The 25,624-nt window shown below is 40.5% G+C and carries 24 protein-coding genes and 2 pseudogenes; 14 read left to right on the top strand and 12 right to left on the bottom strand.

Going from position 1 to position 25,624, the window contains the following annotated elements:
- Nucleotides 1-26: 26 nt before the first annotated feature.
- On the bottom strand, nucleotides 27-233 hold the full coding sequence (locus tag QUF86_RS26245; protein ID WP_137017139.1) for a spore germination protein GerPB: 207 nt from the start codon (nucleotides 231-233) through the stop codon (nucleotides 27-29).
- Nucleotides 234-255: 22 nt separating this feature from the next.
- Nucleotides 256-477 (bottom strand): spore germination protein, encoded by a 222-nt coding sequence (locus QUF86_RS26240; protein ID WP_063577089.1) that lies wholly within the window; start codon nucleotides 475-477, stop codon nucleotides 256-258.
- A 224-nt stretch (nucleotides 478-701) separates the two neighbouring features.
- Here QUF86_RS26240 and QUF86_RS26235 point away from each other — a divergent pair, with 224 nt between their 5' ends.
- The 4 genes from QUF86_RS26235 to QUF86_RS26220 all read left to right on the top strand — a co-directional run bounded on the left by QUF86_RS26235 (nucleotide 702) and on the right by QUF86_RS26220 (nucleotide 5,615).
- Complete coding sequence (locus QUF86_RS26235) at nucleotides 702-2,294, top strand: long-chain-fatty-acid--CoA ligase (RefSeq protein WP_289336113.1); 1,593 nt, start codon at nucleotides 702-704, stop codon at nucleotides 2,292-2,294.
- Between the two features lie 350 nt (nucleotides 2,295-2,644).
- Nucleotides 2,645-3,919 carry an MFS transporter gene (locus QUF86_RS26230; RefSeq protein WP_289336112.1) on the top strand — a complete coding sequence of 425 codons (1,275 nt, stop codon included), beginning with the start codon at nucleotides 2,645-2,647 and terminating at the stop codon, nucleotides 3,917-3,919.
- A 39-nt stretch (nucleotides 3,920-3,958) separates the two neighbouring features.
- Nucleotides 3,959-5,152, top strand: a complete 1,194-nt coding sequence (locus tag QUF86_RS26225; RefSeq protein WP_289336111.1) for a DUF418 domain-containing protein — start codon at nucleotides 3,959-3,961, stop codon at nucleotides 5,150-5,152.
- A 121-nt stretch (nucleotides 5,153-5,273) separates the two neighbouring features.
- Nucleotides 5,274-5,615, top strand: coding sequence for a YisL family protein (locus QUF86_RS26220; RefSeq protein WP_076367205.1), 342 nt, complete (start codon nucleotides 5,274-5,276; stop codon nucleotides 5,613-5,615).
- Nucleotides 5,616-5,672: 57 nt separating this feature from the next.
- Here the strand turns inward: QUF86_RS26220 and QUF86_RS26215 are convergent, their stop codons facing one another.
- Entirely contained in the window at nucleotides 5,673-6,239 is a 567-nt protein-coding gene (locus QUF86_RS26215; protein ID WP_063232220.1) for a DUF2777 domain-containing protein, read from the bottom strand.
- A 319-nt stretch (nucleotides 6,240-6,558) separates the two neighbouring features.
- Between QUF86_RS26215 and asnB the strand changes: the two genes are divergently transcribed.
- Nucleotides 6,559-8,406, top strand: coding sequence for an asparagine synthase (glutamine-hydrolyzing) (gene asnB, locus QUF86_RS26210; RefSeq protein WP_289317498.1), 1,848 nt, complete (start codon nucleotides 6,559-6,561; stop codon nucleotides 8,404-8,406).
- A gap of 44 nt (nucleotides 8,407-8,450) precedes the next feature.
- On the opposite strand, the gene QUF86_RS26205 is transcribed toward asnB, so the two are convergent.
- Nucleotides 8,451-10,202: a glycoside hydrolase family 13 protein gene (locus tag QUF86_RS26205; RefSeq protein WP_289336110.1), complete on the bottom strand. Its 1,752-nt coding sequence runs from the start codon at nucleotides 10,200-10,202 to the stop codon at nucleotides 8,451-8,453.
- Nucleotides 10,203-10,569: 367 nt separating this feature from the next.
- Between QUF86_RS26205 and QUF86_RS26200 the strand changes: the two genes are divergently transcribed.
- From QUF86_RS26200 to QUF86_RS26185, 4 genes are all read left to right on the top strand, one after another.
- Nucleotides 10,570-11,817, top strand: a complete 1,248-nt coding sequence (locus tag QUF86_RS26200) for an extracellular solute-binding protein (RefSeq protein WP_289336109.1) — start codon at nucleotides 10,570-10,572, stop codon at nucleotides 11,815-11,817.
- A gap of 149 nt (nucleotides 11,818-11,966) precedes the next feature.
- A complete protein-coding gene (locus QUF86_RS26195; RefSeq protein ID WP_289317495.1) occupies nucleotides 11,967-13,502 on the top strand; it encodes an alpha-amylase family glycosyl hydrolase in 1,536 nt (511 codons plus the stop codon).
- Nucleotides 13,503-13,581: 79 nt separating this feature from the next.
- Entirely contained in the window at nucleotides 13,582-15,231 is a 1,650-nt protein-coding gene (locus QUF86_RS26190; protein ID WP_289317494.1) for a glycoside hydrolase family 13 protein, read from the top strand.
- A gap of 343 nt (nucleotides 15,232-15,574) precedes the next feature.
- Nucleotides 15,575-16,618: a LacI family DNA-binding transcriptional regulator gene (locus tag QUF86_RS26185; protein WP_289317493.1), complete on the top strand. Its 1,044-nt coding sequence runs from the start codon at nucleotides 15,575-15,577 to the stop codon at nucleotides 16,616-16,618.
- A 36-nt stretch (nucleotides 16,619-16,654) separates the two neighbouring features.
- Here QUF86_RS26185 and QUF86_RS26180 read toward each other — a convergent pair.
- From QUF86_RS26180 to QUF86_RS26160, 5 genes and pseudogenes are all read right to left on the bottom strand, one after another.
- A pseudogene (locus QUF86_RS26180) lies at nucleotides 16,655-17,444 on the bottom strand (MBL fold metallo-hydrolase).
- Nucleotides 17,445-17,559: 115 nt separating this feature from the next.
- Nucleotides 17,560-18,435 (bottom strand): SDR family oxidoreductase, encoded by an 876-nt coding sequence (locus QUF86_RS26175; RefSeq protein ID WP_289317491.1) that lies wholly within the window; start codon nucleotides 18,433-18,435, stop codon nucleotides 17,560-17,562.
- 239 nt (nucleotides 18,436-18,674) lie between these two features.
- Complete coding sequence (locus QUF86_RS26170; RefSeq protein ID WP_289317490.1) at nucleotides 18,675-19,166, bottom strand: YajQ family cyclic di-GMP-binding protein; 492 nt, start codon at nucleotides 19,164-19,166, stop codon at nucleotides 18,675-18,677.
- A gap of 125 nt (nucleotides 19,167-19,291) precedes the next feature.
- Nucleotides 19,292-19,423, bottom strand: a complete 132-nt coding sequence (locus QUF86_RS26165) for a DUF3941 domain-containing protein (protein WP_081092478.1) — start codon at nucleotides 19,421-19,423, stop codon at nucleotides 19,292-19,294.
- A gap of 69 nt (nucleotides 19,424-19,492) precedes the next feature.
- Nucleotides 19,493-20,359: a DegV family protein gene (locus QUF86_RS26160; RefSeq protein WP_289317489.1), complete on the bottom strand. Its 867-nt coding sequence runs from the start codon at nucleotides 20,357-20,359 to the stop codon at nucleotides 19,493-19,495.
- A 156-nt stretch (nucleotides 20,360-20,515) separates the two neighbouring features.
- Here QUF86_RS26160 and QUF86_RS26155 point away from each other — a divergent pair, with 156 nt between their 5' ends.
- Together QUF86_RS26155 and QUF86_RS26150 are read left to right on the top strand one after the other, a co-directional pair.
- Nucleotides 20,516-21,358: a YitT family protein gene (locus QUF86_RS26155; protein ID WP_289336108.1), complete on the top strand. Its 843-nt coding sequence runs from the start codon at nucleotides 20,516-20,518 to the stop codon at nucleotides 21,356-21,358.
- Nucleotides 21,359-21,494: 136 nt separating this feature from the next.
- Nucleotides 21,495-21,743, top strand: a pseudogene (locus tag QUF86_RS26150) (KGG domain-containing protein); the annotation flags it as partial.
- Nucleotides 21,744-21,788: 45 nt separating this feature from the next.
- On the opposite strand, the gene QUF86_RS26145 reads toward QUF86_RS26150, so the two are convergent.
- From QUF86_RS26145 to QUF86_RS26135, 3 genes are all read right to left on the bottom strand, one after another.
- Entirely contained in the window at nucleotides 21,789-21,980 is a 192-nt protein-coding gene (locus QUF86_RS26145; protein ID WP_289317487.1) for a DUF3813 domain-containing protein, read from the bottom strand.
- Nucleotides 21,980-22,132 (bottom strand): hypothetical protein, encoded by a 153-nt coding sequence (locus tag QUF86_RS26140; RefSeq protein ID WP_164468789.1) that lies wholly within the window; start codon nucleotides 22,130-22,132, stop codon nucleotides 21,980-21,982. Before QUF86_RS26140 ends, QUF86_RS26145 begins: the two co-directional genes overlap by 1 nt.
- Before the next feature lie 103 nt (nucleotides 22,133-22,235).
- Nucleotides 22,236-23,051: a Cof-type HAD-IIB family hydrolase gene (locus tag QUF86_RS26135; RefSeq protein ID WP_289318459.1), complete on the bottom strand. Its 816-nt coding sequence runs from the start codon at nucleotides 23,049-23,051 to the stop codon at nucleotides 22,236-22,238.
- 242 nt (nucleotides 23,052-23,293) lie between these two features.
- Here QUF86_RS26135 and QUF86_RS26130 point away from each other — a divergent pair, with 242 nt between their 5' ends.
- The 3 genes from QUF86_RS26130 (at nucleotide 23,294) to moaA (ending at nucleotide 25,585) form a co-directional block, all read left to right on the top strand.
- A complete protein-coding gene (locus QUF86_RS26130; protein ID WP_289336107.1) occupies nucleotides 23,294-24,082 on the top strand; it encodes an alpha/beta fold hydrolase in 789 nt (262 codons plus the stop codon).
- Between the two features lie 71 nt (nucleotides 24,083-24,153).
- Nucleotides 24,154-24,462 (top strand): metal-sulfur cluster assembly factor, encoded by a 309-nt coding sequence (locus QUF86_RS26125; protein WP_034314562.1) that lies wholly within the window; start codon nucleotides 24,154-24,156, stop codon nucleotides 24,460-24,462.
- Nucleotides 24,463-24,595: 133 nt separating this feature from the next.
- Complete coding sequence (moaA, locus tag QUF86_RS26120; protein WP_289318458.1) at nucleotides 24,596-25,585, top strand: GTP 3',8-cyclase MoaA; 990 nt, start codon at nucleotides 24,596-24,598, stop codon at nucleotides 25,583-25,585.
- Nucleotides 25,586-25,624: the final 39 nt, after the last annotated feature.

The following is a 25,624-nucleotide window of genomic DNA, read 5'->3' as shown; positions in this document are numbered from 1 at the left end:
GTTGGAGGTAGGTGAATGCCTATGAACTAGGAAGGTGTAAACGGGACGAAACTGGTTAATGGTACTACATCAGCTTCGATTTCAGGAGCAGGCTCAGTGAATCCACCGGTATTGGCCAATGTGGAATATGGTTTAATCACCCCGGCACTTCCTATTTGAAAAACGGATGAATTGGCGATGCTTTCAATTTTTATCATATTGATTTGTATGGTCTGGTGAATATTGAAGATCATGCGGACTCCTTTCTTAAAAACATTAGAGATTTAAGACCAGTGGCTGATCAACACCATCTGTATCATTTGTATTTGTGGTGCTATAGGCATTATAAAGGGATATGGATTCACCTGTATTAAACGAGCCAGCACCTGCAAAAGTCTTTGAAGTTGAATATGGACTAATTTTAAAGACGTCACCAATATGGACAATTCCACTGCTACCGACGTTGATGACTTGAACGACTCCTACGATGGCCGGCAAGAAAATCACCCTTTTTTTATTCTGATTTTCCCTTGAATATTAGGCAATGAGCCTATCACCGAAGGGAGTTTCAATGTATTGTATGTTGACTCATGATTGATGTGATTCATCTGCCTATCAATATATTGTTATATAACAGTAGTGGAAATTATTGAATAATTGGAAACAGATATGGTAAAATAATTACTAATTCAGAATTTTCAAATAAAATGAGGGGTGAGGAAATGAACGTACCATTAGTTTTATCGCATTTCTTAGATCGAGCAGCCTTACTATATGGCGATAAGAAAGCCATCATTGGTGATGACAAGGTTATAACCTACTCAGAGTTGAACGGCCGTGTAAACCAGCTTTCAAATGGTTTAAGGGATCTTGGAGTCAAAAAGGGTGATAAGGTGGCATATTTGGCACCAAACTCAATTGAAATGCTTGAAGGCTTTTATGGGGTCTTTCAGCTTGGGGCCGTAATCGTTCCATTGAATATCCGCTTGAAGCCTGCCGATTATGTATTCATTTTGAACCATAGTGAGTCCAAGGTCCTTTTTGTAGATCAGGAATTGTATCATTTAATTGCTCCTATCAAGGATGAACTTGAATCGGTGGAACACATAATTGTACATTATAAAAAGGAAGAGATAAATGAAACCGATTACAACCATTGGCTGGACCTTTTTGATACCAGAATCTTTAATCGGGAGTCGGTGGATGAAAATGATGTTTCGAGCCTCCTTTATACAAGCGGGACCACAGGAAATCCCAAAGGGGTGATGCTGACTCACCGCAACAACTATTTGCATGCCCTAGGTGCGATGCATCATTTCAGGGTCAATGACCGCGATACATATTTGCATGTACTGCCGATGTTCCATGTGAATGGGTGGGGTGCCCCATTTTATTATACGGCTAATGGTGCCACTCAAGTTTGTTTGAGGAAAACCACCCCAGAAGTGATATTTGATGCACTTGAAAATCATAAGGTTTCCATAATGCATATGGCACCAACGGTTCTGAATTCACTGTTTCAATATTATGAACGGAATGTTCCGATGATCAAGCAGGATATCCGAATCGTTGTTGCAGGTTCCGCTCCGCCTCCAGCATTCGTTACAAGGGTAGAAAAAGAGTTAGGCTGGGAATTCATTCAAATATACGGAATGACCGAATCAACTCCGGTTAGTCTGATATCGCTGATTCGTTCTGAATTCGATGATCTTTCGGAAAAAGAAAAATACAGAATGAAGGCGAAAGCCGGATATCCCATCATAGGCAGTGAGGTAAGGGTTATCCATGACAATGGTGAGGAAGTGGTCCATGATGGCGTGGATATTGGGGAGGTCATCGTCCGCAGTCATGGAGTGATGTTAGGTTATTGGAAAAATGAAGAAGCGACCAGCCAGACACTTAGAAATGGATGGCTGCATACAGGGGATATGGCAACAATCGATGAAAATGGGAATGTTGATATCGTTGACCGCAAAAAGGATATAATCATAAGTGGCGGAGAAAATATTTCTTCCATAGAAGTGGAAGGAATCCTCTATGAACATCCGGACATTCTTGAAGCGGCAGTCATCGCCGTTCCGCATGAAAAGTGGGGGGAGACGCCGCATGCTTTCATTGTGCTAAAAACGGGTGCTGATTTAACGGAAGATGATATAAAGAACTTCACACGGGAAAATTTAGCTCATTTCAAATCAGTCACGAGCGTGTCGTTCGTCAGTGAGCTTCCAAAAACGGCATCTGGTAAAATACAAAAAATCCATCTCCGTAATGATTACTGGGACTCTAAGGGGAAAACAGGCAGATTCGTCAATTGATGCTCGTTAACGCTGTTCAGAAATGATCAGCGTTTTTTTCTGTTTGCCCGGTCGATTCGGTTTCATATTAAGCTATGAAGATAGGGAACGAAGCTTGAGAGAGGGACCTTATGTCAGGAAGCTCCATTTGACCAGGTGTCCCTTTCCGTAAATACAGCCACAGGAACTCATGCCATTGTTTGATATCAACTCATTCATTTTGACTTTTTAAGAGAAGCACTCAAATTTGTTTCGATAAAAAGCTTCCTGTTTAACGATAAAGTGTTACTATTATAAAATATTTCAAATTATTATAATAATTCTTTTTAAATCTTGTTGATTCTAAGAGTTTTGGATTGTGGGGGAGAGAATTGAAACGTATTCATTATAGCTGGGTCATTTTAATCATAACATTCTTCTCGATCATTGTAGCCGGAATCGTTAGGTCATCATCGGGAGTATTCATCGTACCATTTGAAAATGAGTTCGGGTGGGACCGGTCCATCATTTCTTTAGCCTTCGCCATAAGTCTTTTTCTTTATGGATTATCGGGTCCATTCATGGCCGCCCTAATTGAAGTGCTTGGATTGAAGAAAATGATGGTATTGGCCATGTCCACTTTATTGGCAGGGATTTTCCTCACTTTCTTCATGGAGCATGAGTGGCAGCTCATTCTAATTTGGGGAATCATCATTGGATTGGGTTCTGGAGTGTTTTTAACGGTATTGAGCCCATATGTGGCAAATCGTTGGTTCGAGAAGAGGCGGGGGCTGGCGGTCGGGATACTGACGGCAAGTACGGCCACAGGTCAGCTCATTTTACTTCCGGTTTTAGCCATCATCATTGAGAATCACTCGTGGAGATGGGCGATTGGATTAATTTTGGTCCTTAGCTTGATCATGCTGGCAATCATCCTTTTATTCATGAAAAACAATCCGAAGGAAGTTGGCACTCTTCCATATGGATTAGAAGAGGAAAGTCAGGAGGCTGTTACAGTCCAAAAGAAGAACCCCATTGCCATGGCTTTTCAGTCGTTGATTGAAGCAGTGAAAGTGAAGGAATTCTGGTTATTGGCAGGAAGCTTTTTTATATGCGGACTTTCAACGAGCGGGTTGATCGGCACACATTTCATTTCTTATTGTATTAGTTTTGGATTACCGGTTGTTACGGCAGCCTCACTGCTATCTTTCATGGGGATCTTTGATTTGATTGGTACGACTGTATCCGGGTGGTTATCAGATCGTTTTGATAACCGTTGGTTGTTGTTTTGGTATTACGGTCTAAGGGGTGCTTCCCTCGTATTACTTCCTTTTGCACTAAATGAAGGCTCAATCGCCCTATTGATCATCTTCTCCGTTTTTTACGGATTGGATTGGATAGCTACTGTCCCTCCAACCATAAGCATTTCAAGACAAGTCTTTGGAATGGAGAAAAGTGGGATTGTATACGGTTGGATATTCGCGGCGCATCAGATGGGTGCAGCGGTGGCCGCGTACGGTGGAGGGCTAATTTTCAACATATTCAACTCCTATACATGGGCATTCTTCCTTGCGGGAATCTTTTGCTTATTGGGTAGCTTGTTTGTCATACTAATAAAAAAGCAAAAAGCTGCCATAGTGGTTAAAGATGATGAAATCAGGTTATAGAAGAGACGTTAAATCTGTATGGATGAAAGAGGTGAACCAATGAAGGGCACGATGGTACCATTGCAGGAAAGTAAACGGATCGTAAGCATCGATATTTTACGTGGATTAGCCATTTTAGGGATTTTTTTAGTGAATATGCCTTCTTTCCACTCTCCGCTTTTGTACATAGATGGTACTGAGCGATGGTCCGAAGGATGGGACAGGATTTTGTACAGATTCAGTGATATTGTCGCACAGGCCAGCTTTTATCCGTTATTTGCATTCCTGTTCGGTTTCGGGGCCATCATACTTGCTGTAAGGAGTGCAGAAAAGGGTATTTCATTTCCTTTATTATTTACGAAAAGGCTAAGTTTCCTGCTGGTGCTTGGGTGCATTCATGCTTTTTTCATCTGGCATGGGGACATCCTCATTAATTATGCTGTATTTGGGTTTGCATTTTTGTTTTTTTATAAGATGAAGGGCAGGAATCTAATTCTGCTAGGCTCGGTTTGTTATGTCCTGCCATTTGCTATATTGGGTTCACTATTTCTTATAATGGGCATATTTGATAGGGAAGGGATGGCGATAACGACTGATTCTGCGATGATGAAACAGTCTTTGGAAGTTTATCAATCTGGTACATTTACGGAAATAATGAGTCAAAGAGCACTAGATTGGTATATGGTGAACAACCTCTTTAATGCCATTATCCTTTTTTTATCGATTTTTCCGTTTTTTTTAATTGGAGCAGGCGTTGCAAAGCAAGGCTTTCTCCAAAATCCAAGTCAATATAAACGACAATTCAAAGCGATATTGATTGTAAGCTTACTGTTGGGCATGTCAATGAAGATATTGCCATATGTGACGGTATACCATTTTGGCACGATATTCGTACAGGATTATTTTGGCGGACCGTTACTTACGATTTTTTATATCACGGCAATAACGCTTTTGGCGGAACAGCCAGGAGCTTCCCGCCTGTTCCACCCCCTTTCGTATATCGGAAGGATGTCGATGAGTAACTACTTATTCCAATCGATAGTATGCACGGTCATTTTTTATTCATATGGCCTTGGTTTATATGGATCTGTCTCTTACACGACAGGGGTTGTTTTCCTAATAGCTCTTTTTTGCCTGCAAATTCTGCTTTCCTTATTGTGGATGGGTCTGTTTAATTACGGACCGGTTGAATATGTATGGCGTTTTGTTACATATGGTAAAAAGCCAGTTATGCGTCGAAGAGGACCAGTTTAGAAGAAATGTAAATGATGTTCATTAAATTGTTGATTTTACCTATTCAGATGAATCCTTAGTTTTGTTATTTTGTAAAAGCCTATGATATGATTAAAAGGAAACTGAACGAGGGGGCAAAAAAATGACACATATGCATATTACAGCTTGGGTTATCGGAATCATTCTTTTCTTTGTCACATATTCGATGCTTAAAGGTGGAAATCCGAAAGCGAAAATGCTACATATGATAACACGTTTATTCTATCTATTGATTTTCCTTACTGGCGGAATGCTGATCACGGATTTTGGTGCTTACGCAGTAAAAATGATTGTTGGCATCATCGTGATTGCGGCGATGGAAATGGTGTTGGTCCGTACGAAAAAAGGTAAAAGCACAAGTGCCATGTGGATATTGTTCATCGTTGCGCTTGTATTCGTCCTTTATTTAGGGCTTTCCCTGCCGCAAGGAATGGACTTTTTTTAATACAGAATTGAAAATGGGTAAATGAGGAAATCTCATTTACCCATTTTTTTTTACCCGTTATTGTGAATTCACTTTCTCAATGACGATCCTTTTTCCGGTGTTCAGGGTGAATTCAAAACGATCGTGATCCTTCTTCCCATAAGAAAAGTGGTGCTGAACGAGACATATTTGGCTCTCGTTATCAAAAGTGAAGAAATTCACGCCGGACTGGTTAGGGACAGCCCTTAAAAAAGTGAGCTGATTATAGCTATATATACAATCATAAATAGAAAAATCAAGTGAATTCAAGGTCGTTACAAATTGGAAAAAGGAATCGTCGTTCAATTCTTCCAATAAACGTTCAAAAGAGTAAAGCAGCTTTTTGCGGATCCGAATGGGCTCATTTTCCCTTAAGAAGGTGATTTCCCGGTGAAGCAGGATTTTTCCCTCTTCTTCAACAACTCCTTGCTGCCAGCGCCCACCCCTGTAAACTTCAATGATGCTATCAACATGGTCTTCGATGGAGCAGGCCTCATCTGTTTCATCATCGAAAAAAATCCATTGTTGATTGATATTTTCCACTGTTCCTTCGGTAAAAGCTCTTGTTTGCCTGTTCATTAACTTGGTTCGTTGTTGCTGACTCATACATATACCTCCAATAGTGGAATCCTCACCTACTTTTTAGTCAAAATCCAATGAAAATATAACTGTATATTTTAAAATATTATGGACAAATAACCATCTTTCCGTCTTTGCATAGGCTATGTTAAACACGGGATGCTTTGCTCAACAATTCATTATCAACGCCTGGCGTTTTGGGCGGGATCCTACGGAATGTTGCTGTTCGATACTTAAACCTTCTTTGCTTGATCTTCGAATTTACAAATAAGGGACTGTAAATCTTTTTAAGACAGGGAGCCAATATTTTTTTCTGAGAGTCCGGATAGAAAGGATGAAGTGTAAAATGTGTGGGATAACAGGCTGGGTGCATTTTCAAAAAGATTTACGGAAGGAAACAAAAACAGTTGAAAATATGACAAAAACGTTGGCAAAGCGGGGGCCAGACGAGGAAAATGTTTGGAGCGAAGCCCATGTTGCCTTTGGTCATAAACGGTTAACGGTTGTCGATGCGGAAGGCGGAAAACAGCCGATGTCGAAAGATCAAAAAAACGGCAGATATACGCTTTGTTATAATGGAGAGCTATATAACACCGAAGATATTCGAAAACAGCTATTATTAAAAGGATATTCCTTTAAGGGTCATTCTGATACAGAAGTTTTACTTACTTCTTATATAGAATGGAAAGAAAAATGCATTGACTTGTTCAATGGGATTTTTGCGTTTGCAATTTGGGATGAAAAGGAACAGAAATTATTCATTGCAAGAGATCGGATGGGGGTAAAGCCACTCTTTTATGCAGAAAGGGACGGGGGATTTATTTTTGGCTCTGAATTGAAGGCGATTTTAGCCCACCCGGATGTTAAAACGGAGATCGACCGCGACGGGTTGGCTGAAGTTTTTGGTGTGGGCCCATCCCGAAAGCCAGGTTCCGGTGTTTTTCATAATATCCAAGAGTTAAGACCTGCCCATGCTCTAACATTATCAAGGCAAGGGCTCCGAATTTGGAGGTATTGGAATGTGAAAAGCGAAGAACATCGGGATACCCTCGATGAGACGGCCGAGAAGGTCCGCTTCCTTGTCGAGGATGCAGTGACTCGGCAACTTGTATCTGATGTTCCACTTTGTACCTTCTTGTCAGGAGGGCTGGACTCTAGCGCCATAACGGCCATTGCGGCAAACGCCTATCAAAAAGAAGGGAAAGGACGGCTGCATACTTATTCCATTGATTATGAAGATAATGAGCGCTATTTTAAGGCAAATGATTTTCAGCCTAACTCTGATGGACATTGGATTAAAAAGATGTCGGATACCTTTAACACGGTTCACCATTCATCGATCATCACTCAAGAACAGTTAACGGATTATTTAACGGAAGCTGTCCTTGTAAGAGACCTTCCAGGGATGGCGGATGTCGATTCCTCATTACTTTGGTTTTGTAAGGAAATCAAGCAGGATTTTGTCGTAGGCCTGTCCGGTGAGTGTGCGGACGAAATTTTTGGCGGTTATCCTTGGTTTCATCGTGAAGATGATTTAAATCGAGCTGGTTTTCCATGGATGAGATCGACCGGGGAACGGGTATCGTTATTGAAAACGGGATGGCGTGAGAAATTGAAGCTGGAGGAATTTGCGAATGAAGCCTATTTGACCACCCTTGCCGAAACTCCTAAATTGGAAGGGGAAAACGGTGTAGCAGCAAAGCGTAGAGAACTTTTCTATGTGAATTTGTTATGGTTCATGACGACGCTTCTTGACCGGAAGGACCGGATGAGTATGGGGGCAAGTCTAGAGGTGCGCGTCCCATTTGCCGATCATCGACTTGTTGAATATGCATGGAACATTCCTTGGGAAATGAAAATGGAAGGCAACCGTGAAAAGGGTATTCTGAGGAAAGCGTTGGAGGGGCTGTTACCGGATGAGGTATTGTATCGTAAAAAAAGTCCATATCCAAAAACCCACAACCCTATATATACTGACCGTGTGCAGGCGTGGTTGAAAGACTTACTGAGGGATAAAAATTCGGTCTTGCATGAGTTTTTCGATAAACAGAAGCTGACGGATATAGTGGATTCCAAAGGAGCTGCTTTTAAAGTGCCGTGGTTCGGGCAATTGATGTCAGGTCCCCAGTTACTGGCTCACTTGGCACAAACCCATGTATGGTTCAAAGAATATGATATTCAAATAATCGATTGAAAAAAACGGGGCAGGATGATTTTCCTTGCCCCGTTTTCATTGTCTCAAAGATTGAATGCAAGAATTTTATATTGATATCCACCCAATTCAAATTGGCATTCCTGTGTTGTTTCTTTTGTTCTTAAATCTGTTAGTGTACGCCCCTTCAAATCAATAGGGAGAGTGAAGGATTGCTGGACATCCGTCGGGTTGATGAGGATCACGACAGCGCGTTCGCCATTATATTTTTGGTAAGCCACGATATTTTCGTTTCCGTTTGTATTTAGAAATTTGAACTTTCCGGCATTGGCAAGTAATCGTTCTTCTTTTCGTAAGTGGATCAATGCCTTAATTTCATTGAAAAGCTCGGTATTTTGTTTTTCTTCTTCCCAAACCATGCATTTTCGGCATCCTGGATCCCTGCCTCCGGTTAAGCCGATTTCATCGCCATAGTATATACAGGGGCTGCCATTAAAAGTAAGCAGGATCGCGTGGATGAGCTTGGCTCGATCTAGATCTTCCCCGCAATCCGTGAAAATCCGCGGTGTATCATGGCTTCCAAGGAGATTGAACGTCACGTCAAAAATATTGGTCGGGTAACTATGATAGATGGCTGTCATTTCTTCGGTGAACTCGCGTGCATTGATGGTTTGTGAAGCGACCAGGCGGAAAACTTGGTTGGTAAAAGGGTAATTCATGACAGCATCGAACTGATCGCCGCGAAGCCATGGCATGGAGTCGTGCCAAATTTCACCAAGAATGTAAAGGTCAGGCTTTATACTTTTCACCGTTGTTCGAAATTCACGCCAGAATGGTTGGTCGACTTCATTTGCCACATCGAGTCGCCAGGCGTCTATATCGAACTCCTTAATCCAATAGGCTGAGACTTCGAGCAGATATTCTTTCACTTCCGGATTCGCAGTATTCAATTTTGGCATCGATTCAAAAAAACCGAACGTTTCATAATTGGGCCTTTCCCCTCCTTTGAGAGGAAAGCTGTGTGGATGGAACCAATCCTTATATTTCGAATCCTCTCCTTTTTCGAGTAAATCCTGAAATGGGGGGAAATAGTAGCCGCTATGGTTAAAAACGGCATCCAGCATGACTCGGATATTCCGTTTGTGGCATTCGTTTATCAGTGTTTTCAATGTTTCCTTCGTTCCGAATTGCGGATCGATTTTCCGATAATCAATCGTATCGTATTTGTGATTGGAGTGGGCATGGAAGATTGGCGTGAAATAGATTCCGTTGATGCCGAGCTTCTCTAGGTAATCTAAATGTTCAATGATTCCTTCGAAGTCCCCGCCAAAAAAATTATCCACTGCCGGGTCTTCACTTCCCCAAGGTTTAACACCTTCCGGATCGTTGTCAGGGTTTCCGTTCGCGAATCGTTCAGGAAAAATTTGATACCAAATTGTATCTTTGACCCATTCTGGTGCGACGAATACTTCATTTTGATGTAGATAGGGAATCGCGAAATAGCATCCCGGATCTCGGGGGGGTTCTTTAAAGAAACCCTTTTCCGTGTAAATGGCACTTTCATCTTCTGAGAGGACCTTGAACCCATACCGAATTCTTCTGTAGGTAGGCTTCACATAAATATGCCAATAATCATAACGGTTATCGCTGCCTGATAAACTCATGGGAAGTTCTTCGTACTGCCATTGTCCATTATCTGAAATGTATGGGTCCCCAAAAATCAATCCAGCTGAGGAGATATCTTGTTTTTTCGTACGTAGTCGGATATGTAGGGTTTCAGTGTTGATGGGATAGCCGTAATTGTCATTAGGTCTATGGTGTATGGATGAAAATTCCATTAAAACCACTCCAATTCTATAAGTATTTGGGGAAGTGAATATGAAAAAGGGAACTTCAGGCTGTTATGAGGGGGTTCACTAAGCAGTTGTAATTAGCCGTTAAGTGTTTTTTTCAATATGGTTATATACCCAATTCTAATTGAAAGAAGCACCTATTAACTAAAAAATAACAAAAAGTGTTCATCACTACAAGGAAATAAATACGTCGAGGAAAATGTTGTAAAAACCAAAGCCGTTCATATAATGATAACAATAAGTTTGGTACCGCTTTCATTCTGGGGCTTTATTTGATTGGCTGAACTGAAAAACAGTATTATTTGGTGCTTTTGGACATGATAGAATAAACATTTTAAAAAGGAGAATGAAAGTGAAGAAGCTGATTTTTCATTTGTTCATGTCCATGTTCTTGATCGTTATTGTAAGTGCTTGTGGATCCAGTTCAGATTTGGAAAATAAAGTAGTGAAAGAAAATAAGAAAAACGAAGAAGCCAGTAATGAAGCGAAGCCGAAAAAATTGATCATTTGGGAGGAAAAAGGGAAAGCGGAGGCCCTAAAGCCAGTGATTGAAGCATTTGAAAAAGAATATGGAATAAAAGTTGAGCATGAAGAGCTGGAAATAGCTACCGAGATGTATGAACGGCTTCGTCGCGATGGGCCGATTGGAAACGGGAAAGCCCCGGATGTGGTAACTTTTTCTCATGAAAAAGTCGGGCAAATCGTAAAGGAAGGCCTAATTCAGGAAGTGAAAGTGAGTGATGAAGTATTAAATGCCTTCATTGAATCTTCAATTAGAGGCGAGATGTATCAAGATAAGGTATTTGGATTGCCGAAATCCGTAAACACTTCCGTTTTAATTTATAATAAAAAATTGATGGCTAAGCCTCCTGAAACGATGAATGATTTATATAAAATGGCGAAGGAATTAAGACAAGGTAATGTGTATGGTTATTATGCCAAATGGAATGATTTCCATGATGGGTATGGAGTAATGGCTGGAATGGGAGGTTACACATTTAAAGATAAGAATGGAAATCTAGACCCTTCGGACATTGGTTTGAATAATAAGGGTGCTGTAAAAGGAGCTGCGTACATCCAAAAATGGTATAAAGCGGATTTGATTCCAAAAGGCGACAAGGCAGCGATCGAGAAGTTGTTTAGTCAAGGGGGTTTGGCTTCTTTCATGAGTGACGGTAACTCATTTTCCGAGAGAAAGGATACAGGATTTGCCCCCTTGCCCGAATTGCCAAATGGTCAGCCAATGAAAACGTTCATGGAAATCAAAGGCTGGCATGTAACAGCATTCACAAAACATCCTGATTGGTCTACGAAGTTAGTTGAATATTTGACAAACGATGATAATGCAATGCAACGTTATGAAATAACAGGGGAAATCCCTCCTAATAATTCAATCAAACACAATGCAGCAATCAATGAAAATGAAAGGGCACAAGCCTTAAGCATACAAATAAAATACGCTGAACCTGTGCCGAATATTCCGGAAATGAATAAGGTATGGGGACCGATGAATTCTGCCATGGATGATATAGCCACTGAAAAAGCAAAACCAAAAAGGGCTTTGGATAAAGCGGTTAAGACGATAAAAAAAGAACGTTAATCGTCTTCTGCTTATTCCATTTCATTAACTGTATCCAGTATCCCCAATTTGTCCCTTTAGTGTAAAGTTTTTTATAATTTGGATTTGACGTTAAGGGGCCAAAAGGCTAATCTTAAAGGCGTAAAGAGATAGCTAGGAGGAGAGCGGATATGAGAAAAAGAGTGTTATCACTCGCTTTAATTCCGTTGCTTCTTTTTTACGCCATTCCAGTAGGAGCAGCTGAAAAAGAACAACGAACTTGGAAGGACGAAATCGTATATTCATTATTGGTCGACAGATTTTTCGATGGTAATACACAAAATAATGGAGATGCGAATGTGAATGACCCTTCTGCGTTTAATGGTGGGGATTTTGAAGGTGTCACGAAGAAACTGAATTATTTAAAAGATATGGGTTATACAGCTATCATCCTTTCACCAATTTTCGCTAATGATGAAAATGGCTATCATGGCGATTGGGTGACTGATTTTTATAAAACGGATACACACTTTGGGACAATTAAAGAGTTTAAAAAACTCGTGAATGAGGCACATAAACGCGATATGAAGGTGATCATTGATTTTCAAGCAAATAATGTGGGTCCTGACTCATCTTGGCTGAACGACCCTGAAAAACAAGATTGGTTCCATGAAGAAAAAAAGATTTCCAATGAAGGTAATCAAAAGGATTTGGAAACAGGCTGGGTCGATGGTCTTCCGGATTTGAATCAAGACAATGAGGAAACAAGGAAATATTTACTTGATGCCGCAAAATGGTGGATAACGGAAACTGATATTGATGGGTACCGTTTAAATAAGGTTCAATACGTAGCAAAAGATTTTTGGAAGGAATTTGTAGGTGCAGTCAAATCTGAAAAATCAAATTTCTATACAATCGGCGATATACAAGGTGATGCGGATTTGATTTCAAGCTATAAGAAAACGGGTATCGATGCTTTCATGGCTTATCCGCAAAATGTTGAGCTACGGGAAGCATTTGCTGCACCTGATAAAGAATTGAAACCCGTTTTTAATTCGTTTGCGAAAAGTGAAGATGAATTTGGGGGCAATGCTCCTCAGGCATTGTTCATGGATACTCAGGGAATGCCGCGTTTTACAAAGGATGCAGCCGATCATAACGAAAACCCAGGTGCCAGATGGAGAATGGCGCTGTCATATCTATATACGATGCCAGGAGTACCAATCGTATTTTATGGATCGGAAATTGCCTTAAATGGTGATATTGCTCCGGATAATCATAAATTGATGAATTTCAAGACAGAACAGGAATTGGTGGAATATATAACAAAGCTTTCTGATCTCAGAGACATGTACCCAGCATTGATAAAAGGGGATATGGAGCTTTTATATGAAAAAGGCGGAGCTTCGGTATTCAAACGTGTGTATGGTGATGAAACGATTGTCGTCGCCATGAACAATACGACTGAAACTCAAAAGATAAACCTTACTGAAAAGGAACTTGAAAGTAATAAAGAGTTGAGAGGTATGCTGAATGGGGATCTGGTCCGCAGTAAGGACAACAGCTACTCTATCGTAATCGACAGGGAGACGACAGAAGTTTACACACTGTCACCCAAGTCGATTATCAATATTCCTTACCTGTTAGTTATAGGATTGGTTCTTCTTATTTTTGGTATATTCATTGCTTTGGTTATTAAGCGTTCAAAACGGAACCAACCAAAATAATCATGTACCTCTCGATTGTGGGTAGCTGCCAAACATTGTCCCTAAGGCTTTGTGGAAAACAGGATCGGGAGGGTACAGCATGAATAAGACTTGGTGGAAAGAAGCGGTTTGCTATCAAATATACCCGCGCAGTTTCATGGATAGTAATGGTGATGGTGTAGGAGATATTAAAGGGTTGATTTCAAAGCTAGATTATCTGCAGGATTTAGGGGTAGATGTCATTTGGATTTGTCCATTTTATAAATCGCCCAATGCGGATAATGGCTATGATATTAGTGATTATCAAGCAGTTTCCGATGAGTTCGGTTCAATCGAAGATATTGAACTGTTATTGGAGGATGTTCACGCACGTGGGATGAAGGTGATACTCGATCTTGTTTTGAACCATACAAGCGATGAGCACCCCTGGTTCGTTGAGTCACGTTCGTCACGCGATAATCCGAAACGGGATTGGTATATATGGAGGGATGGGCAGGACGGACGGGAGCCTAATAATTGGGAAAGTATCTTTTCCGGAAGTGCCTGGAAATTCGATGAAAGGACCAATCAATACTATTTACATTTATTTGCCGAAAAGCAGCCAGATTTAAACTGGAAAAATGAGGGTGTGCGACAGGCGTTGTATGAAATGGTGAATTGGTGGCTCGATAAGGGAATTGATGGCTTCCGGATTGATGCGATTACGCATATTCATAAGCGTGAAGGCCTGCCGGATATGCCCAACCCTTATTGGCATCAGTATGTACCTGCGTTTGAAATGCATACCAATCAGGACGGGATTCTGGATTACCTTCAGGAGTTGAAGGAAGAGACTTTCTCTAAGTATGATATCATGACGGTCGGGGAGGCCAATGGCGTCAGGATTGAGCAGGCTGATGAATGGGTCGGGGAATTGAATGGGAAATTCAATATGATATTTCAATTTGAACATCTTGGACTTTGGAATAGGGGACAGAATCACGATGTTGATGTTCAGGGGTTAAAACGCACCATGACCAAGTGGCAAAAGGGGCTGAAAAACAAAGGCTGGAATGCTTTGTTTTTTGAAAATCATGACCAGCCCAGAAGTGTATCGACCTGGGGAAATGATCATCAATATTGGCTGGAAAGCGCAAAAATGCTTGGGGCTCTATATTTTTTCATGCAAGGGACACCTTTTATTTATCAAGGTCAGGAAATAGGCATGACGAATGTCAAATTTGATTCGATTGATGATTATGATGATGTTGGAATGAAAAATTTTTACCGGATTGAGACCTCAAAAGGTCGTTCGCATGATGAAATAATGAACATTATATGGCATAGCGGCCGTGATAATTCACGAACGCCGATGCAATGGAATGATAAAGAAAATGGTGGGTTCACGCACGGAACACCCTGGATGAAGGTTAATTCCAATTATCGTGCCATTAATGTAGAACAGCAGAGGAATGATCCATCATCCATTTATCATTTCTATAAAAAAATGATTGAACTTCGAAAAAAACATCAGGTACTTGTTTATGGGGAATATGAATTATTATGGGAAGATCACCCTGAACTTTATATTTATACAAGAATTATGAATGGTGATTCAGTCAAGGTAATATGTAACTTTAGTGTGAATCACCACCAAATCGATCTTTCTCATTGGGGTGAAATGGAACTTTTACTAGCTAATTATGAGGATTGTCCTGAAGGGTCCGTTATTGATTTACGACCATATGAAACAAGGATTTATCGTTATTGATCTATAAATATCTTCCTTTGATTTGATTGGAAACTAGCTTTAAACCCTATGTAGTTAGTCGTCTGACTTCTTTCTGCACAAAAGACCTGTCCGTTTTTTAGAAGCTGATCTATAATCAGCTTCTTTTTAATTTTTGAAAAATATACGAAAAAAAACGGAAAAGTAAGTATTTTCTGATAAAATGAATAAACGGCAAAAAAAGTATGGAAATAACTATTGGGCAGAGTGTATTATTAATACATAAAAATGTATAATTATAAAATAAATATAAGAGAAGTGTTTATTGGTATTCACCTTTTTTTGAATGAAGTCAATAAAGGCTAAGAAGGGAGAGGGGAAATGAATGGCCATCACGATAAAAGATGTGGCACAGTTAGCGAATGTTGCTCCTTCAACAGTTTCTCGAGTGATTGCAAATAATCCTCGAATAAGTGAAAAAACAAAGGTACGGGTACGTAAGGCGATGAATAAATTAGGATACCATCCAAACTTCATTGCACGTAGTCTTGCTAATCAATCAACCAGGATCATTGGCTTGGTACTGCCAAGCTCGTCAAATGATTATTATCAAAATCCATTTTTTCCGACGATCCTCCAGGGTCTTAGTGAGGGGGCTCAGGAAAACCATTATTCCCTGTTGCTAAGCACGGGAAAAACAGAAGATGAAATCTACGAAGGAGTCGTAAATATGGTGCAGGGGGGGATGGTTGATGGAATAATCCTGATGTATTCTAGGATGGACGATCACATTCTGACCTATTTGAGAGCAAGGGATTTTCCGTTTGTCATCATTGGGAAACCCTATGATTTTATCGAGGAGATAACATATGTAGATAACGATAATGTCTTGGCAGCCGAGCAGGCAACAGATTATCTCATTCAGCTAGGGCATGAAAGGATTGGATTCATCGGAGGTGATGTAACCCTAGTGATGACCCTCGATCGCTTATTAGGTTATGAACGAGCGTTGAAGAGTGCTGGAATCGATCGAAGGAAGGAATATACCCTGCATGAAGACTTTTTGCATGAAGGTGGACAAGCTGCTGCAAAAAGGTTACTATCCATCGATGAACCACCAACCGCTTTGGTGGTCAGTGATGATCTTATGGCACTTGGCATCGTGCATTCACTTCGTGAGATGGGCGTGCGCACTCCTGAAGAAATGTCCATCGTAAGCTTCAATAACGTTCTTTTCTCTGAACTGTCATTACCAGCCCTGACTTCTGTAGATATTAATATCTTCGATTTGGGATATCAGGCCGCTAAAGGCATCATTCAAATGCTGCAAACTGGAGATACTCCTGCTGGGTCCATCATTCCACATCATTTTGTGGAAAGGCATTCTTGCAGATCTATCAAGCAAGGTTCGATGGCCATGACTTATTAAACGAAAAGGGCATTGCGTAAAAGCAATGCCCTTTTGCTAGAAATGTACGCTGAAACTTTGAAATGTATGTACACCCGTTCCATGTCTGACTAAGTTATTCTCTTTAAGATATTGAATGGCTGTAAGGATTTCACAAAAAATCTTTGGTTCAAGGCCGAGTTGGTTATGTCCACCATAGATTTTGGAGACTTTCTGGATCGAAGCGATTTTTTCTAACGAATTCACAAGGTCTTCAGGGCTTGTCGAGGGATAAAATGCATAAACTGGAGTATCTGAATAAAGCAGGTCACCAGTAAATAAATAACCAGTTTCATGATCAAAAATAGAGATGTGGCCAGGTGAATGCCCAGGTGTGTGATAAATGCCTAAATTACGGTTCCCAAGATCAATGGTGTCCCCATCCGATAAGAGTTTATCCGGGTACCCCTGGTATGGCTTGTATGTATCAGGGTCGAAAGACTCCGGTACGGGTATAGTGATATCCCGAGCCATGTCTTTTCTTATTTGTTCCAAAGACAAACCCTTAATGCCGTTGATCAGCCAATCGGCATCATCACCATGAACATAAATTGTATCATAATCCCCATGTCCGCCAATATGATCCGCATGCACATGTGTGGTCAGGACGATTATCGGAAGTTCGGTAAGCTGGTCCGTAATCCGCTTAATCGGCACGATGCCTAATCCTGTATCGATTAACGCAGCTTGGAACTCCCCCAATTAGTAAAAAGGAATGAACTTTCTCCCAATGACCATATTCACTAATTGCAAACGTCTTTGAGCCCAATTCCTGAACGGTGAACCAGGGGTCTATAATATTTTTCAAATGAGGTCACTCCTTCCATACCCAATATTTCCGTGTTAATTGGAAATATCCTGCTTGAAAAAAGCAAAGCAGTGGATTTCAATTTGCGACGAAATCCACTGCTTTTGAAGTTAGCTTATCCGTTTACAACGGTACCGCCATTTACATGGATGACTTGTCCGCTGACATAGGATGAATCATCACTAGCCAAATAAACATAGGCTGGTGCTAATTCCTCTGGCTGTCCTGCGCGGCCCATTGGAGTATCCGTACCGAATTTGGCAACATCCGCTTCACCGAATGAGGCAGGAATCAGCGGTGTCCAGATTGGACCTGGCGCAACGCCGTTCACTCTGATGCCATCTTTTGAGATGGAGTTCGATAGAGCTCTTGTGAAGGCTAGTATTGCACCTTTTGTTGAAGAGTAATCGATTAATTTTGGATTGCCCTGATAGGCTGTGATAGAGGTTGTATTGATGATGCTGCTTCCTTTTTTCAGGTGCTTCAATGCAGCTTTTGTTAAATGGAACATCGAGAAAATATTAGTGCGGAACGTTTTTTCCAATTGTTCAGCAGAAATGTCAAGGATACTTGTCTGCACATGCTGTTCTCCAGCGTTGTTGACTAGAATATCCAAACCGCCGAATTCATCCACCGTTTTTTTGACGACATCCTGGCAGAATGCTTCATCACCGATATCTCCGGAAATGAGTAAACATCTCTGGCCTTCTTTCTCGATCAATTCTTTTGTCGTTTGAGCATCCTCGTGTTCATCCAAGTAGGCAACTGTCACATTAGCACCTTCTTTAGCATAATAAATGGCAACTGATTTACCGATTCCGCTGTCTCCTCCAGTTATGATTGCCGTTTTCCCTATTAATTTACCACTTCCTTTGTAGGTAGATTTAACTGAATCAGGGTTCGGTTCCATTTTTGTTTCCACTCCAGGTTGATGTTGTTGATGTTGAGGTGGAAATCCTTGTTTGTTTTGATTTTGGTTTTGACTAGTCAAGATTAAACGCCTCCTGTTTAATTATCTACGCTTTTCTATTCCTTCTTTTGGGAAAAAGAAAACATGGAAAAAATGACCAAAAGAGAGTTTGGGTTATTATTTATTCTGAGGGAACATGACTAGTCTATCCATGTTCCATGAAGGAGATTCATTTGAGGGAAAAGAGGGTATTACCGCTATAGAGGCAGCTGCTAACATATAAAAAAGACCCACCCAAAAAGCAGGTGAGGCCTTCTTACTTAGCGGTAATTTAAAAATTGTACGTCAATGGACAGGTCAGCGCCTCGGATTGCAGAAATGATTCCTTGCAAATCATCCCGGTTCTTACCGGTAACACGGATTTGATCATCCTGGATTTGGCTTTTCACTTTAAGACCGCTATTTTTAATGATGGTATTAATCTTTTTTGCTTGTTCCTTATCGATACCTTGAATTAACTTAGCCCGCTGGCGAACGGTACCGCCAGAAGCACCTTCTAATTTACCATAGTCCAGATTCTTGATGGGTACGTCACGTTTAATGAGTTTACTAATGAGGACATCCTTCAACTGTTCGAGCTTATACTCATCGTCGGACACTAAAACCAGGTCTTCTTTTTCAATGGTGACGCTGCTTATGCTACCTTTAAAATCATAGCGGGTCTGAATTTCCTTCATAGCCATGGTAACTGCATTCGTTACCTCTGAAAAGTCTACTTTCGAAACAATATCAAATGAATTTTCCTTTGCCATCACTTACCTCCAGCAGGTTTTATTTCCTTTATTATAGAGAAAGAGTGATAGGAAGACAACTATATAAACCATATGGTTAAATCGGTGACTGCTTATAAAAAAAGCGAGGGCACAAGCCCCACGCTTCACTTATGGTCCGTTTTCTTCGAATAGGAGTGCTTACCTGCAGTGAGATTTTCCTGATATGCGATATTTTTCTCGGCATTTATCGCTTGGTTATCTTTTGGCCTTTTATTGTTATCAGTTGTTTTTGACATAGTGAAAACTCCCTTCCATTATCATGATCAATATATATTGTTCACAAATATGGAGGGGAGTATGTATGTTTATGATTTCCCAGGGGTATCGTTTAAGAAGAAGAGGGCAATTGTACCAGGACCGGCATGTGCACCGATGACGGAGCCGATTGTATGGATCATGAAATCGGTTGTCCCGAATTCATTTTGAATGGCTTCCTTCCATTCCAATGCCGTGGCTTCATCATCACCATGACTGATGGCAATCGTTTGGGTTGTTAAATTTTTGCCTCTTTCATGCATTAAATCTATTACACGTTTAATCAATTTCTTTTTGCCGCGTATCTTTTCAAGCGGAACAAGCTTCCCATCTTCAACATGCAATAACGGTTTAATGTTTAATAAACCTCCAACAAGGGCAGAGGTTTTGGAGATGCGACCGCCACGGGCCAAATAATCAAGATTATCAACAGTGAATAGATGCTCCATATGCCGGGTGCGGAATTCGATGTCAGCTAGGATCACTTCTTTAGTGGCACCGTTTGCTGCTAGATCGGCAGCTTTCTTTACAATTAAACCGACCCCCATCGAAGCACATTTCGTATTGACGATTTCGATGTCAAGGTCAGGGTACTCTTCCTTCACCTGATTAAGAATCATCACTGCCGTTTGATAAGTTCCTGATAACTCAGAGGAAAAGGCTATATAGATACCTTGTTTTTTCTCCTTGGCAAACTGTGTAAAAAGTTCTATAAAGTATTCTGGAGAAGCTTGCGATGTTTTAGGAGCTTTTCCATCAATCATCGCCTGATAGACTTCGTGAGAATTAATGGTAAGTAAATCTTCGTAATTTTCCCCATCAAGATGGACTTGTAAAGGGATTAATGATACATTGTTTTCCTTATAGAAAGACAATGGCAAATCACATGCACTATCTGCAAGAATTGTGATAGCCATAATACACCTGCTTTCTTTTTACAATTTTTAGAAAATGAGTGGTCACTTTACTTTTTAGTGTAGCACGAAACGGTAAAAATTCAATCTCTACGTAAATAGAATAAATAATTAAGGGTAAAAAGATAATAGGATAAGGGTGAAATGGAGGTTTTTAGAATGTACAGTGGTGAAATGAAGAAAATTATCATAGTTGTGGTCGGAGCATTACTTAATGCTATTGCGATGAACTTTTTTCTAATACCGGCAAACGTATATGCAAGCGGCTTTACAGGAGTGGCCCAGCTACTATCAAGAATGATAGGTTCTTTTGCTCCTTTTAATGTATCGACAGGAATTCTATTGCTTGTATTGAACATTCCAGTAACGATCATTGCCTGGCGGAAAGTTGGAAAGTCCTTTACTTTTTATAGTTTCCTCAGCGTTGTCTTGATGTCCTTTTTTATGGAAATCATTCCGATTACACGCTGGTCACCTGACATATTATTGAATGCGGTGTTTGGCGGAGTCATAGCTGCAGTGGGTGTGGGAATCACCTTGAAATACGGTGCATCTACTGGCGGAATGGATATTATCGCCATGCTTCTATCACGGAAGAAGGATAAACCTGTAGGTACTTATTTATTTCTGCTGAATGGCGTGATCATTGTGACTGCAGGAGCTGTTTATGGACCGGAAAAAGCCTTGTATACACTTGTTACCCTTTACACATCTACCCGTGTTGTGGACGCGATACATACTCGTCATGAAAAGCTTACAGCCATGATCATTACAAAGAAAAGCGAAGAACTTAAACAGGCAATCCATGCTCAGTTAGTTCGCGGAATTACAAGGGTTCCTGCAAAAGGGGCGTTCACTAACGAAAATAAGGAAATGTTATTGATCGTCATTACAAGGTATGAACTGTATGACCTTGAACGGATCATCAAAGAAGTGGATCCACACGCTTTTACAAACATTATAGAAACTTCGGGCATTGTCGGTACCTTCCGCAGGGAATGATATTAACAGGAAAATTAAAGCCATTACACTTCCATTACAAAAGGAAGAATTTTTGGTGTTATAAGTTTATTGCTTGTACAATACGGCTAATTCTGATAATGTAGCGCCAATTTAAAACCTTGAAGGAGTGATAAAAATGGCTAACGATGAAAAAATGAGTAGAGAAGAAGCAGGACGTAGAGGCGGGGAAGCCACTTCTAAAAATCACGACAAGGATTTTTACCGGGAAATTGGGCAAAAGGGCGGAAAAGCGACATCGAATAATCATGATAAGGACTTCTATCAAGAAATTGGACAAAAGGGCGGCGAGGCCACTTCCGATTCCCATGGTAAAGATTTTTATAAAGAAATCGGTGAAAAAGGAGGTAAGGCACGAAATAACAATTGATGAACATAATGAAAGCCTCCAGGAATCCTGGAGGCCTTCACTTTATTTCGAGTGGTTTTCCAGCTCTTCCTGGAGTTCTCGCAGTTGTTCTTTTTCCGCCTCTGTAGTATTGGCAAAGGCTGATGAAAGAGCGTTTTTAGCGACTTCCTCTGTCTTTTGCTGGTCACCGTCATGCTCAGAGTGGAGAGCTTCTTCTACAAATTCCCTTGCTTTCTGGAATAATTTGTTTCCCATTAGAAGCCACCATAGCTTTGTTCAGACATAATTCTTAACCTGTCTTTTTCAGCTTCTTCAAACGTAGTGTGATAAGGGATTTTTTCGGCATGCCTGGCAACACTTTCTTTGCCCTGCTGTACAAATCGTTTAGATTTACTGCTTTTACCCATGCTTATCTCCTCCGATTCTGAGCGTTGTCGACAACATAAGGAAGCTGTTGTCCTTATTAGTTTGGCTTGTAAGAGAGATATTATGAAGGTAAAAAATGACGTATTAGGGTTTAATATTGAATTTTTCTTCAAGGAAGACTGCTATTCCATCTTCTTCATTCGTCAATGTAGTCGTATTTGCAACTGTTTTTACTGGTGAGATTGCATTTCCCATAGCTACTCCGGTTCCCGCGTAATCGAGCATTTCCAAATCATTATCTTCATCCCCGAAAGCGATTATCCTGTTTTGAGGAATTTCCAGATAGTTGGATACGCGTTTTAGCCCCACGGCTTTACTTAACCCGCTCTTAATGATTTCAATGATATGAAAAGGCTCTGCCCAGCGGCGATGATCGACCAATTCTGCATGAACATCGGATAAATGCTGGCGAATCTGGCCTACAAATTGACTATCTGTGTGAATTAGCATCGAAGTTGGGGAATCCTTAAGGAAATTGCGCAAGTCACCCGTCTTCATGTTTGGATTTCCTAGATTGAACATGTCCATCAATTTTTCATCATGATAATGGACATAAACATCGTCACGGACTTCAGCGATGATGTTGTGATATTCAAACTGATCACACGCTTCAACAATCTCCTTCGCTACATTTATATCCAGTGGAGAGTGGTATACCCCCCAGCTTGTCTGTAATGGGTGATGGATGAAAGCGCCATTGAAATTAACGATTGGTGTAGTCAATCCCAATTCCCGGTAATAAAGTTCACTTGAGCGAAAGGGACGACCGGTAGCTATCATAACTTCGTGTCCATCTTCCTTAAGTTTTAGCAGTGTTTTTTTAGTTCTTGAAGAAATTGTTTTTTTATCTGTAAGTAAAGTACCATCAAGATCCAATACGATTAAATGTTTCTCCGCCATGTACACACCTTCTGTTCTTTTTGATTTCATTATATGCAAATATTGTTAAGACTATTTTAAAGTAAATGTAAATCTTTTTCATTCTTTATGCATTCCTGTATGATATTACTATATGCAGGATCATGATACTTAAAGCGATGCTCAGGTTTAAAGGAATGGAATAAGGAATGCAAAATTCTTTTTGAGAAGGTTGTTGAACTTCTTTTAGATTAAAACCGAACAAATTATTCGGAGGGGTTAACTTGATAATAATTGAAAAGGAAGAAATTGGACATATTCCTGTATTACACTTAAGTGAGGAAACCACTTTCCATCAGAAATTACCGCTTATTATTTTTATACATGGTTTTCAAAGTGCAAAGGAACACAATCTTCACTATGCTTATTTATTGGCTGAGAAGGGGTTTCGTGTACTTCTTCCCGATGTGATTCATCATGGGGAAAGGGAAGCTGGTTTAAGTGATTCCGAAATGATGCCCCGTTTTTGGGAAATGGTTTTACAGACCATCCAGGATTTATCTTTGATGAAGGATGATTTAATATCCAGAAAATTAATTGATCCTGACAGAATAGGTATAGCGGGTACCTCTATGGGGGGAATAGTGACTAATGGGGCTCTTGCTGCTTATGATTGGATATCGGCCGGAGTCAGTTTGATGGGAAACCCATCATATGTCGCGTATGCAGAGCTCCAAATGGCGGAAATTAAGAAAAGGAAAGTTGATTTCCCTGCTACTGATGAGGAAGTTGCCAAGGTGATTGAACAGCTCAAGCCATTTGACTTGAGTCTTAATCAAGATAAGCTTTCCAACCGCCCGCTTCTTTTTTGGCATGGAGCTAAAGATCCAGTGGTACCATATCAGCATGCATATCGCTTTTATGAAGGGGTCAAAGCGGGTTATAATGAGGCAAATGAAAAAATCGAATTTATTCTCGACCCTAAATCAGGACACAAGGTCAGTAGAGAAGGAGTACTTCTTACTGCGGACTGGTTCGCGAAACATTTGCTGTCAACTGTGCAAAAAGCTTAAGTACTCACCCGAAATCTGTTATGATTCTAATACGGACAATGAAGAGATTTTCCATAAAAGGAGTGATCGAAGTGGATCAAGATACAAAAGACATTATTTTAGGAGCTTTGGAGCAGGTCATTGACCCGGAGCTTGGTATAGATATCGTGAATTTAGGTTTGGTATATGATGTTGATATGGATGAGGAAGGTCTGACTACAGTAACGATGACATTGACTGCAATGGGCTGCCCGATGGCTGGGACGATTGTCGATCAAGTGAAATTGGTTCTGGAAGATATTCCAGAGGTCAAGGAAACGGATGTTAAAATAGTCTGGAGTCCGCCGTGGACCAAAGACAAAATGTCCAGATATGCTAAAATTGCATTAGGAATCAAATAATAACCAGGTAATAGAAATATAAAGCCAGTCAAAAAAAAGTGAATCCATTCTATGGAGCCACTTTTTATGGTCTGGTTTTTTTCTAATACTTATGGCTAGGAGTGGTTAATTGAACAGTCATATAAAAGATTCAATGGACAGGCCACTAAGGGATTTAAGGATTTCAGTCATAGATCGGTGCAACTTTCGCTGTCAGTATTGCATGCCTGCTGAAATTTTTCATGAGAATTTTCAGTTCCTGCCTAAAAGTGAGCTATTATCTTATGAGGAAATTGTAAGGCTTTCTAAAATATTTGCAAGCTTAGGGGTTAAAAAACTAAGGTTGACAGGCGGTGAACCATTACTCCGGAGAGATCTTACCACTCTGATTTCAAATCTCGTTCAAATTGATGGTATTGAAGATATCGGATTGACTACGAATGGTGTCTTCTTGAAAAAACATGCCGCGAATTTGAAGGCAGCTGGTTTGCAGCGGGTTAATATCAGCTTAGACAGTCTCGATGATGAACTTTTCAAGAAGATGAACGGCAGGGACATCGGGGTAAAGCCGGTCATTGAAGGCATAGCTGCTGCCAAAGTAGCTGGGCTTGGCGTTAAAGTCAATATGGTTGTGAAAAAAGAAACCAATGAATCTCAAATCCTGCCGATGGCCCGTTTTTGTAAGGAAGAGGGCATTCAATTACGCTATATAGAATTCATGGATGTCGGACATACAAATGGCTGGCAGTTGAAGAATGTCATTACGAAAAAAGAATTGCTCGAGATGCTCCAAACCGAATTCGATCTTGAACCGGTTGATGAAGATTATTTTGGAGAAGTGGCAAAACGCTTCCGTTATAAAGGCACTACTGCAGAAGTGGGCTTCATAACATCAGTATCCGAGTCTTTTTGTTCCAGTTGTACACGTGCACGACTTTCTGCTAACGGAAGTTTATATACATGCCTGTTTAATGGAAAGGGGCATGACTTGAAGTCATTGCTCCGTTCCGACATGACAGATGAAGAATTGACTGAATTCATCATTTCACTTTGGAACCATAGGGACGACCGCTATTCAGATGAACGGGCAGCGGGAACAGTGACAAAACAGGAAAAAATCGAAATGTCATTCATTGGCGGGTAAAAAAGTGATCCTGTCTGAATGAATATATACTAAATTAGG

The organism is Peribacillus sp. NJ11 (assembly GCF_030348405.1).
GTDB lineage: Bacteria > Bacillota > Bacilli > Bacillales > DSM-1321 > Peribacillus.
Note: the sequence above shows the minus strand (reverse complement) of the source record. Positions and strands in the feature narration are given on the sequence as shown.